This is a genomic window from Methanobrevibacter sp. (assembly GCF_017447225.1).
In the GTDB taxonomy this organism is placed as follows: domain Archaea; phylum Methanobacteriota; class Methanobacteria; order Methanobacteriales; family Methanobacteriaceae; genus Methanocatella.
In genome coordinates this window covers 1-11,365 of record NZ_JAFSNZ010000045.1, presented here as the reverse complement: position 1 = coordinate 11,365, position 11,365 = coordinate 1, and the positions used below count along the sequence as shown (strand labels likewise).

Here is an 11,365-nt window from a genome sequence, read left to right as displayed (position 1 = left end):
GATAAAAAAAGAGAAATTATTTGTTCATCAATAGTTTCCTTAAAGTGTCAATGTCTGCATCAACCTCAGTTGGTTTAGTACATGCATCAATAGCAGTATTAGGATCTTTAAGCAAGTGTCCGGTCACTACACAGGTAATAGTTTCACCTTTATCGATTACTCCCTGATCAACTAATTTTTTAAGACCTGCAATTGAAGCTGCAGAAGCAGGCTCAACACCAATACCTTCAGTTCTTGCAAGCAATTTCTGAGCATCAAGAATCTCTTCGTCAGTTACGGTTTCTGAGTAACCGTTGGAATCATAAATTGCATTGAGTGCCTTGATGTCACTGACAGGTGCACCTATACGGATTGCTGTTGCAATGGTTTCAGGATTTTCAACAGGTACAACTCTTCTGTCACCTTTTTTGAATGCGTTTGTAACAGGACAAGCACCTTCAGCCTGAATACCAGTCATCATTGGCAAGTCTTTAACAAATCCTGCATTGTAAAACTCAGAAACACCTTTCCAAATAGCGGAAATATTTCCTGCATTACCTACAGGCAGGATAATCCTGTCAGGAGATTGCCAACCTAAATCCCTTAAGATTTCATAACCAATGGTTTTTTGACCTTCTAACCTGTAAGGGTTAATTGAATTCAATAGGTAAAGGTGTTTTTCTAATGCAAGAGCAGTCATAGCTTCCAAAGCCTCGTCAAAGTTACCGTTGATGGACATTACCTCAGCACCATGGAACATTGCCTGAGCCAATTTTCCTAAAGCAACTTTTCCGGAAGGTAAAAATACGATGCAGCGTAATCCTGCACGAGCTGCATAAGCCGCAAGGGAAGCTGAAGTGTTACCTGTTGAAGCACAACCTACAGTGCTTACGCCCAATTCCATAGCTTTGGTCATACCTACTGTCATACCACGGTCCTTGAAACTACCGGTAGGATTTGATCCTTCAACTTTAACATACAGGTTAACGCCTAGCTCATCACCTAATTTGTCACATTTGCAGAATGGAGTTCCTCCTTCATCAAGAGAAACGATTTTGCTTTCATCTACAGGAATACACTCTTTAAATTTCCATAAAGTATCTCTTCTACCATCAAATATATCTTTGGAAACATCAATATCGCTGACGAGCTCAAGAACACTTCCACATTTTTCACAAGTGTAGATTACTTCGTCATCGTCATATTCTGCTCCACATGAAACACAACGTATCATAAATATCACTAAAATAAAATAAATTTGTATAACAATAATACTTTAATTAAAATAATATAAAAAATTATCTTAAAATTCAAGTTCTTCAAGAGGATTTGGCAAAAGCGTTTCACAAAACGGTGCATGATTTTTAACCAATTGCCTGAATTGATTGGCGTCTTGTTGAATTGACGGAAATGAATTGTAATGCATTGGAATGACAAATTTGTGATTAATCCATTTTGCAGCGATTGCCGCTTCACTCGGATCCATTGTAAATATGTTTCCTATAGGAAGCAGTGCAATATCCGGCTTATAGACTTCTCCAACAACAAATCTCAAATCTGAAAAGAGTCCTGTATCTCCTGCATGGAAAACCTTTACATCATCATCGAAATCAAACAAAAAACTGCCGGGATTGCCTGCATAGCCAATATCAATTTCAAAATCATATGATGATGAATGTTTGGCATCAAGCATTCTTATTTTGACACTGTCAAATGATATTACTGCACCGCAGTTAATTCCGACTGCATTTATTCCTTTTCTTTGAAGATAATTGGAGATTTCATAATTGGAAACCACAAAAGAATTGGAATTTCTGGCTATTTCAACTGCATCCCCAAAATGGTCTGCATGTCCATGAGTGATGCAGATAACGTCAGGATTCAAGTCATTAACATCAATAGAGCAGCTTGGATTTGCACGGATGAACGGATCAACCAGAATATTAATGCCATCTTTTCCAACAAGCTCAAAAGCGGAGTGTCCTAACCATCGAAGTTTCATTCAAATCACCTATAACCTGCAGACTCCATCTTCACAGCTATCGACATCCTTATCATTGTCAACGGCATTTTCCTCTAAAATTTGAGATAAAACGGATTTGAAATCCTTAAAGGATAATGCTCCGGGAACTGAATACTTGCCGTCAAACAGATAAAACGGCACTGCATGAATTCCGCCAGACAATGCAATCTCCTCATCCCTTTCGACTTTGGCATTATAAAGATTCGTATTCAGTACGTCTTCAGCTTCTTTTGGGTCAAGTCCTGCTTCTTTTGAAACATTCAATAACACTTCCCTATCAGCCAGCTTAAGATTTTGAGAAAAATATGCATCAAACAATAAATTGCTCAATATTTCAGCTAGTTTAGGCTCATTTTTGCTTTGTGCCAGTTTCATCAGCCTGTGAGCGTCACGGGTGTTAGTGTATAATGTTGAAGCATATCTGAAATCAATTCCATCTTCAATACCCAATTTTGAAATGTTATCCACTTGCTTTTGAGCATCATCAATTGACAAATTATATTTGAGTGCAAATCTCTCAACGGTTGTTGATTCAACGTCTTTCGGTGCATTCTGATCAAGTTCAAAGGCATGAATATCAAACTCCACTTCATCCTGAATGCCTAATTCATCAATAGCTTTTTTCAATCTGGTATTTCCAATGTAACAGTAAGGACAGGCAAAATCGCTCCAGTATGTAATTTTCATTTTAATTCCTCACCAAATTATTTATGTGAATATTTACAATATTTAATTAATAAATGCATGAGTAACTCTGCAATTACTATAAGTTGATAATATGATTGAAAACAATATCTGTCCAATCGGAAACACTTTGGATTTTTTTAACAGGAAATGGATATTCTGTATTCTATCCAATATATTTAGGGGAATGAATCATTTTTCAGAATTTAAAAAGGCAAATCCCACTATCAGCAACCATATACTGGCTGAAACCTTAAAATATATGGAAGAGAATGATTTGATTAAAAAAACCGTAATTGAAGATGGTCCAAGAGTTCAAACTGAATATTCCATGACTGAAAAAGGCCGTAAAACCAATAAAATCCTTTATGAGATAACCAATTATTACTTCAATGAGCTTAACTATGTTGAATATGATGAAAACCAAAGGGAAGATATTCTGGCAGAATACAGAAAAGCATTTGACATTGAGTAATTTGGAAGTTACTGAACTCTTTTTATACTATTTTTAACTAATTTTAAATCATGAAAGATATTTTCGATAATTGTGAATTAGGTGATTTGAAACTAAAAAGCCGTATTGTTAGAACCGCTTTGTGGCAAACACAACCTATGGGCGAAGTCTATGAAAAATATGAAAAGATTGCTGAAAGTGGAGTCGGACTGATTATAACCGAACTGATTTCACTTTATCCGAAAGACAAGTTTTCAGAGTATTCCATCAAAAGCAACACTCCCCAATTCATGGTTGAAGCTAAAAGACTCTCAGAGATTGCACATGAACATGATGTTGCGATTTTAGGCCAGATTGAATTTATCAAGTACAATCGTGGAATTGACCTGGACATTGACATCAATGACTTGACAATTGATGATATTCGCCAGATTCAGTCAGACATCATTGTTGCAGCCCAAAAACTTAAACTGGCAGGTTTTGACGGTATACAGCTGGCTTTAGGAAATAACTTTTTCCTGTCAAAAATGATAAACCACTATTTCAACCAGAGATCAGATGATTATGGTGGAAATACATTCAACAGAATGCGTCTTGTGCTGGAGCTTGTAAAAGTACTCAAGACAAATCTAAATTTCCACATCAGCTGTAAAATCAATGCACATGACGGAAGAAAAGGTGGAATCAATGCAAAAGAAAGCATTGAGATATGTAAATTGCTTGAAAAGGTTGGTGTCGACAGCCTTCAGGTAACAAAACCCTTGTCCCCACTATACTTTACAAAGGACATTTCCGATGAAGATGAGTTAGTTGAATTCACTCAAAACCTAATCAATAATGTTGATGTTCCAGTCATTCTGGGCGGAGGATTTGACAGTCAGAATCATATGAATGAACTGCTGAACGCAACGGATATCGAATTTCTGTCAATGTATCGTCCTTTTATAGCGCAGAGTGATTTCCTGAATTCATGGAAAGAATCAGGCGATGGCATGTCAAGATGTAAAAAGTGCAATAACTGCTATAGGACAAAGACCAGCACATGTTATCATTTCTGATAGATGATGAACATATTTTAAGTGATGGTAATTTTTGAGTTACTAATCTCTTTTTATAGGAATTAAACTAATATTAAACTTTATGACAAGCATATTCGACAACACACAATTTGGAAGATTTACTCTAAAGAGCCATATTATAAGAACTGGCTTATGGGAATCTCAAAATGACGGTAAAAACTTAACGCCTGAAATCTATGAAAGATATGAAAATCTGGCAAAAAACAATGTGGGACTAATCATAAGCGAAATGATTTCACTGTATTCACATGACCGCTTCAGCGATTATTCACATTATATCAATTATCCACAGTTCGTTAAGGAATTCAGGGAACTGACTGATGCTGTTCATCAGTATAATGTTCCGATATTTGCACAAATTGGCTTTATAAACTGTAACGTGAATGGAAAGCAGATGATGGAAGTTAATGATTTGACGCTTGAAGACATAAGAAAGATACAGGCTGATTATCTGATAGCTGCCAAAAAGATTGCTTTTTCAGGTTTTGATGGAATACAGCTGAATGTGGGCAACAATTATTATCTGTCAAGAATCATGGATCCATTTGAAAACCAGAGGAATGACAACTACGGCGGAAACACATATAACAGAGTAAAAATCGTTCTTGAAATCATCAAGCTAATCAAGCAGACCACTGATTTGCATGTTCACTGCAGAGTAAATTTATACAAGGATTTTGATGATTCCATGGAAATCTGCAGGATACTGGCTGAAAATGGTGCTGACAGCCTACAGGTAACAAAATTTTTGTCACCACAATACTTCAGAAAGACGCTGTCAAATGAAAACATGCTGGTTGAATTTGCCAATAAGGTGGCCGGTGAAGTTTCAATTCCTGTTGTTTTGGGCGGAGGATTATCCGATATGGAAAAAATTAATAATCTGATTAATGAAACAAACATTCACTTCGTATCCATGCAAAGGCCATTTGTCAGAAGCCATGAATTATTAACTAAATGGAAAGAAGAAGGACATGGTGAATCCGACTGTAAAACATGCAATAACTGCTACTGGAAAAAGGCAAGCACCTGTCTAATCAAATCCCAAGAATAAAATCGGCGATGCCTCGAGTCAGATAGACTTCTACAAAACCTGCCATCACCATCAACACTACAGATACGGCAAATATAATACATGCCTGTTTCAGTTTATCCAAGTTACAGTTAATTGATACTATTAATGACAAATCATCTTTCAAATAACTTTTTAAGAAATTTACGAAAAAATTAAACAAAACCAAACCTGAAGCGCATGCCAAAGCACATGAAGGTAACTCAAATATCCCATGCGGAATCAGATGAGCCAATACGGCAAATAGATTATCCTGAATAGCCGTGTAATAACCAATGAAAAATCCGTTATATGCCAGAACAACAACGGACAGGCAGAACAGCAGCCCGTAGATGAACATCTGGAGAATTATTAAGATATTGTTCAGGAAAATATCTGCAAATGTTAACTGTATCACACCGGTTTCGACCTTTTGAGTCAAATCATCAACGACAGGATTGAAATAGCTATACAGATAGGGTTCCAGGAAGTATCCTAAAATCAAAGAAAATATAAGAACAGAAAAAGAAATATAAATAGCTAGTTTGTTTTCCAAAAAAGCTATTTTAACTTGTCTACAAAATTGTTTGAGCAATTTCTGATGCCTCAACCTGCTTATCTTTAAGCTCTTCAAAGTATTCTTTCATCAGCTCTGAAGTCCTTGCCTTACAGTCTCCGCAGCGTAGCTGTCCGCTTAAGCATTCTTCACGAATTTTATCAAGTTCCTTATCATCATCAATAAGGTGGTATACAAGCATTTCATAGATTACGCACTTGTCAACTTCACCACCCAATTCTTCCTGTTCCTTGAGTGATTCTCTTCCGCCTGTTTTAGCTGTTTTTACCTTTTTGGCGGCAACTTCTGGCTCTTCATTGAGATAAATTGCAGTATTCGGCTTTGAACTACTCATCTTATCTCCAGTCAGTCCTGTAAGGAACCTGTGATAAGTGGATGCAGGCTGGATGAAACCCAATTCATCATTTAACCTGTGTGCAATGTCTCTTGTTAATCTGATATGGGGATCCTGGTCAACTCCAACAGGCACGACAACCTTTTTCGGACCTCCGAACTCTTCAATCTGCGGAAGCAATATGTCTGCAACCTGCATCAATGGTGCCTGAACGTGAGCAATATTGGTTGAATTATCAAATCCATAAATAGCATGTAACTGACTGAAATTAGTTTTACGGGAAGCTTTAAATTCCAAATCAAAAAGAGATTTGTTCTGTGACTGCAGATATACATTGACATTGTCACGTTCCAAATCCAGTCCAAGTGCAATCCAGTTGGTGAGGTATTCATCCACTGCAATTTGTCTTCCCTTTTCGAAGCTCATGTCTCTTGCGGCGTATGATTCCAAATCAGCAATCGGCAGTGACAGCATTGCACCCTTTTCCTGATACCATATTAACTGGTCTACCACCATTTTATGGCCTATGTGCATTTGTCCACTTGGCATCATGCCTGTTACAACTGCAAAATCTTCCTTTTTATTAATTAAATCATTAATTTCATTGAATTCCCTGTGTCCGAATACTACTCCTCTTTTCATCAGTCTTTGAGGGTCATTAATATCATCTATAATGTCTGAAATCTTTTGGATTCCAAACTGATTAACCAACTTGTCATAATCTACGCTTGTTGATGCCCATGGATCAATCATATTTTTCACCTTATATCATATAACTACATTAAATAAAATATACAATCAATAATTATCATACTTATTATAATAAACTATCACATTACAATAGCTTTCTTGAATTAAAACTATGGTCTTGTCCATTCCACATTATAGTAAGTTATATCAAAATCATCATCAACAATTGCCAAGAGAAGTTTCTTGTTGACACCATGTGAAACCCTGACATAACTTGCAAAATCAAGGACATTGATATTGTGATTATCATATACGATTTTAACTAAAAAATCAGAGTGGCCTTTTCCAGGGGAACGGCCTCTGTCATATAGACGGAAATCAGAGCCATACTTGAATCCTGTTTTAATGACATAGCCCCTGTCCTTTAAATCACGATAAACAATATATCTGCCATAGAGATTTCTTTCTTTTAAAAGATCGATGAAATATGAGATGCTGCATAGGATGTCATCTTCATAAACATCCAAACGATCCTTTTCTAACAAATAGCAAGCTTCAATTAAAGAAAGGTTTAATGTATTCTCTTCAATTTTACCAAAAAAGCTTTTTTCATGTAAAGCAATCGGTCTTTTACTGCCTTCTTCTATTTTAATTGATACTATTTCATTAGATAAATTACCACGCATTAAAACACCTAAAAAGAAAAAAATTATATTTAATGCTTATATTATGAATTTGATATTATATAAAATATTTGATTATATATTAAAAAAATAGTAGGGAGGGTTTAAACCCTGATAAAAATATTATTAGCCATTTCAGATGGAAGAGAGAACTCTTCATCTTCAATAGTTACTGAAAATTCAGAACCGTCGTTATTGTAATAATGGATATTATTACCAACAGAAATTCCCAAATCAGCAATGCTATCCAATAACTCATTATTTCCACGAATGAATGAAATAATTCCTGTAGTTTCAGGATTTAACTCAGAAATTGAAAGCAGATTGAATTTTCTATTTATAACATTGTCAAAATCCTTAACAGAGAAACATTGCTGGCAGCTGTCAAAATCCAAGTCACAGGCAGGGATAACATTATTATCCGGACATAAATCTGGATGGTGCAACATTGTACATAAAGCCCTTTCAGCCTCATCTGATAATGTATGTTCCATTTCACAAGCCTGATCGTGAATATTTTCCTCTTTGACTTTTAATATATCCAATAAAAATTTCTCTAAAATTCTGTGTTTTCTTGTAATTTTTTGAGCTATTTTCATTCCTTCATCAGTTAATGTAGCACCCCTGTATGGAGTATAATCAATATAGCCTAATGTTTCTAATTTTTTAAGCATTTGGGTTACACTACCTGGAGCTATTCCTAATTCATTGGAAAGAGTGGTAGTTGATACTTGTTCTTTATTACTCCCGTTTCTGTAAAGAACTTCCAAGTATTCTTCAATATTTTCACTTATTTTATCATCAGCCATGAAAAATCCACCTAATATACAAATAATTATATATTTATTTTAAGAGTATAAAAAAGTTTTGGTTAACCTAAATATTAAATTGAGTAATTTTAAAAAAAAGAAGAGTAAAGTTAATAAAATTAATTATTAACTATTTTTAAAGATTTATACCTAATATGGTAACACATCATAGGTTCCTCTACTGGTATATGATGCAGTATTCCAGTTGTTGATTACTCCGAATGAGTTTCTGGTACTGGTAGGGTCTGCATTAATCCATGATCCGTCAATCAGGAATTGCACCCATACGTGTCCGTATGTGGAACCACTGGAGAATGTACAGTATCCTGTAGCAAACCTGACTGTCATATTAACTGACCTTGCCATTGCAACAAGCAGCTGAGCTTGGTCACAACAGTTACCTGATCCTGCAGTCAAAGTACCTTCAGCACCTTTTTGAGTATTGTAATAGAAGGAATATGAAATATAATCCCTTACATAGTTATACAATGCAACTGCCTTGTCTCTGGTTGAAGTTAATCCCTTAATCAAGGAACTGGCCAGATCAGATATTGATTTAGAGGAAACACCTGAGTAAACTATTTTAACATTGGCAGGTAAAGCACCATTTTCAGAATAATAATTCAATATACGTGAAAATGAATCCAATAACTCGTAGTAAATGATTTTACCGACTGTGGATGAAGCGTAATTAGGTATCCAATTATTGTTAATTATGAAATTGGTAACCCTATTTACGACATCAAGATAATCCTCTTTGGAAAGTGAGGAGTTGATAACATCACCTGATGGGGTGGAAGGTCCACCTTCAATTTCTATAACTGAAATCTCGTTATTATTGGATGCGTTGATTTGAAGAATAGCTTTACCCATTAGATATAGGAATTCCTGTAAAGTGTATTTGCCTTCACTTAACACAATGTAGTCCGGAGTGTCATCATATTCTTCAATATATTCTTTCAAGTATACTGCTCCAGCAATAATGCTTGATACGGAAATATTATCTCCAACGTTACCAGTATTTACAGGAACTGATTCAGACATTCTTGTCAAGACGTAACTTGAACCGTTAATCTTTTCATGTCCTGTGACACCACAGAAATCAGAATCACAGTAATAACATGTCAGTTCACCTTCAACAGTTCCTTTCGGATTGACAAGCAACGTACCGTAGTGATCACCAATCGGACAGTAGTTTAACCAGGATGTTGTGTAATTCTGATATGAATATTCCTTAGTTGAATAACTTGGAAGCATGTTGACTGTAATGACAGGATTGTCCAGGAAGTTATTTACCAAAGCGAAAGCAGGTAATGCATTATTTGCATCATAATAAGCCAACACTCTAGCAAAGAGATAAACTAAAGTTTCATATTTCACATCACCTACAGATGTTGTGATATTGTTTGGAGCCTGATTATTTGTAAATGTATACTCAAATACGTCATATGCGACATCAATATATTCATCATCATCCAACTGACTGTAAATCTCATCACCAGATGAATTGTCAGGTTCTGTTACAAGCAATGTTTTGACTTCCACATTACTGTCAGTGTCCATCATTATGATAACCTGAGTCATCATTGCCAATACCTGAGGTACAGTGTAATAAGTTCCACCAACATCAAGTTTAGAAGGCAAAGTCAAATTGCTTTCAATATAGTTTTTCAGATTGGTAGCTGCAGTTAAAACATCATCAACAGTGACTTCATCGCCGTAAGACGGATCATCCAAACTGTTAAAGTCAAGGAATACTGATAAACCGAATCTGAATAACATTACACCATCTGCGCCATTGTCAAGAACAGTCTGTGCATCAGATTTAAGTTCACTAGCCAAAAGTTTAGTCAAATCATCGTCAGAAACATAAGCCTGCAAACCTGACCATACTTCAGCGCCGTTTGAATTCTGTACAAACCATTTGGTTGTTGAAGCTAACCAATTGGTACCTGAATTATAGTTTCCTTTATATTGCATTGGAATGATTACATCCAGATATTTTGTAATTGCAGGAATATCCTGACCATAATAATAAATATTGCTTGAAGTTTCAGGCATTACTGCAGCAGACATGATTATATTAGGATTTACTTCACGACATGCTGTGGTAACCTGTTTTACAAATTCTGTAATTGCATCAGTACCGCCAGAAGTTTTATATGCTGTTCCAGGATATCTTAAGTAATCCAAATGAACACCAGCAACACCAGCCAAACCGGCATAATACTTAGCTTCATTTATTTTTTCACTATAGTAAGCATTATTTACTGATTCGCCGGAAATCGGATTAATCCATCCTCCGTCATAAAATGCCTGCATCCATATGTGTACATTGATGCCATATGAGTTTGCAGATTGAATCCATGACAATACAGCGGATTCTCCATGAACTGTGAATGCGTAGAAGTTCAATAGAATATCCGTAGTTCCTAAAGATGCTAATTGAGCTAGATCAACACTATTCATATCTCTACCTTGAACCCAATAACCATATCCGTGTGAGGAATTCGGGTTGGAAATGACAATTACTGTTGAACTTTCGCTAGGAAGATAATCATTGTCACCGGCATATCTGTATGATACCAAATATGAACCTGCAACCAATGTTTTAGTCAATGTTGCAATACCGCTTGAATCTGTTGTGACATTATATTCAGAAGATGATAAAGTGAACACAATGTTACGTCCGGATAATGCTTTGTTATTACTGTCAGACAATAATACTTTCAAATTGACATCCGCATTGCTTAAGAAACTAGTTGCGGACTTCCAAGATAATGAAGTTTCGCTTCTAGCTTTTACAGTGACTTGTGCTTGGCCGTTTGCAGGAGATATTCTATCTTCTCCCAAATAATAATATTTTATAAGATATGTATTAGCTCCAAGATTAATGGTAAGTCTGGCCACACCATTTTCATCAGTGACTCTAGTATAGTTTACACCATTTATTTCGAAAATTACATTCCTATTCGGAAGAGGTAATGCATCTATTTTTAATG

At 35.7% G+C, this 11,365-nt stretch carries 11 protein-coding genes; 3 read left to right on the top strand and 8 right to left on the bottom strand.

The window, feature by feature from the left end; genetic code table 11:
- Positions 1-16 precede the first annotated feature (16 nt).
- The 3 genes from thrC to IJQ68_RS04710 form a co-directional block, all read right to left on the bottom strand.
- Positions 17-1,213: a threonine synthase gene (gene thrC / locus IJQ68_RS04720; protein WP_292797609.1), complete on the bottom strand. Its 1,197-nt coding sequence runs from the start codon at positions 1,211-1,213 to the stop codon at positions 17-19.
- A gap of 69 nt (positions 1,214-1,282) precedes the next feature.
- Positions 1,283-1,981, bottom strand: a complete 699-nt coding sequence (locus tag IJQ68_RS04715) for a metal-dependent hydrolase (protein ID WP_292797607.1) — start codon at positions 1,979-1,981, stop codon at positions 1,283-1,285.
- 9 nt (positions 1,982-1,990) lie between these two features.
- On the bottom strand, positions 1,991-2,689 hold the full coding sequence (locus IJQ68_RS04710; protein ID WP_292797605.1) for a DsbA family protein: 699 nt from the start codon (positions 2,687-2,689) through the stop codon (positions 1,991-1,993).
- Between the two features lie 91 nt (positions 2,690-2,780).
- Here IJQ68_RS04710 and IJQ68_RS04705 point away from each other — a divergent pair, with 91 nt between their 5' ends.
- The 3 genes from IJQ68_RS04705 to IJQ68_RS04695 all read left to right on the top strand — a co-directional run bounded on the left by IJQ68_RS04705 (position 2,781) and on the right by IJQ68_RS04695 (position 5,273).
- Positions 2,781-3,161 carry a helix-turn-helix domain-containing protein gene (locus IJQ68_RS04705; RefSeq protein ID WP_292797603.1) on the top strand — a complete coding sequence of 127 codons (381 nt, stop codon included), beginning with the start codon at positions 2,781-2,783 and terminating at the stop codon, positions 3,159-3,161.
- A gap of 50 nt (positions 3,162-3,211) precedes the next feature.
- Complete coding sequence (locus IJQ68_RS04700) at positions 3,212-4,198, top strand: NADH-dependent flavin oxidoreductase (RefSeq protein WP_292797600.1); 987 nt, start codon at positions 3,212-3,214, stop codon at positions 4,196-4,198.
- An 82-nt stretch (positions 4,199-4,280) separates the two neighbouring features.
- Positions 4,281-5,273, top strand: coding sequence for an NADH-dependent flavin oxidoreductase (locus tag IJQ68_RS04695; RefSeq protein ID WP_292797598.1), 993 nt, complete (start codon positions 4,281-4,283; stop codon positions 5,271-5,273).
- On the opposite strand, the gene IJQ68_RS04690 is transcribed toward IJQ68_RS04695, so the two are convergent.
- From IJQ68_RS04690 to IJQ68_RS04670, 5 genes are all read right to left on the bottom strand, one after another.
- Positions 5,257-5,775, bottom strand: a complete 519-nt coding sequence (locus tag IJQ68_RS04690) for a stage II sporulation protein M (RefSeq protein ID WP_394355664.1) — start codon at positions 5,773-5,775, stop codon at positions 5,257-5,259. The two genes, IJQ68_RS04695 and IJQ68_RS04690, sit on opposite strands and share 17 nt — an antisense overlap.
- 70 nt (positions 5,776-5,845) lie before the next feature.
- The gene (locus IJQ68_RS04685) at positions 5,846-6,934 is read right to left on the bottom strand and encodes a tryptophan--tRNA ligase (RefSeq protein WP_292797593.1); all 1,089 of its coding nucleotides are present in this window, start codon (positions 6,932-6,934) and stop codon (positions 5,846-5,848) included.
- Between the two features lie 107 nt (positions 6,935-7,041).
- A complete protein-coding gene (gene endA / locus IJQ68_RS04680; protein ID WP_292797590.1) occupies positions 7,042-7,557 on the bottom strand; it encodes a tRNA-intron lyase in 516 nt (171 codons plus the stop codon).
- A gap of 101 nt (positions 7,558-7,658) precedes the next feature.
- Complete coding sequence (locus IJQ68_RS04675; protein WP_292797588.1) at positions 7,659-8,363, bottom strand: metal-dependent transcriptional regulator; 705 nt, start codon at positions 8,361-8,363, stop codon at positions 7,659-7,661.
- A 150-nt stretch (positions 8,364-8,513) separates the two neighbouring features.
- The coding region (locus tag IJQ68_RS04670; protein ID WP_292797585.1) for a transglutaminase domain-containing protein at positions 8,514-11,365 on the bottom strand (2,852 nt) is incomplete at its 5' end.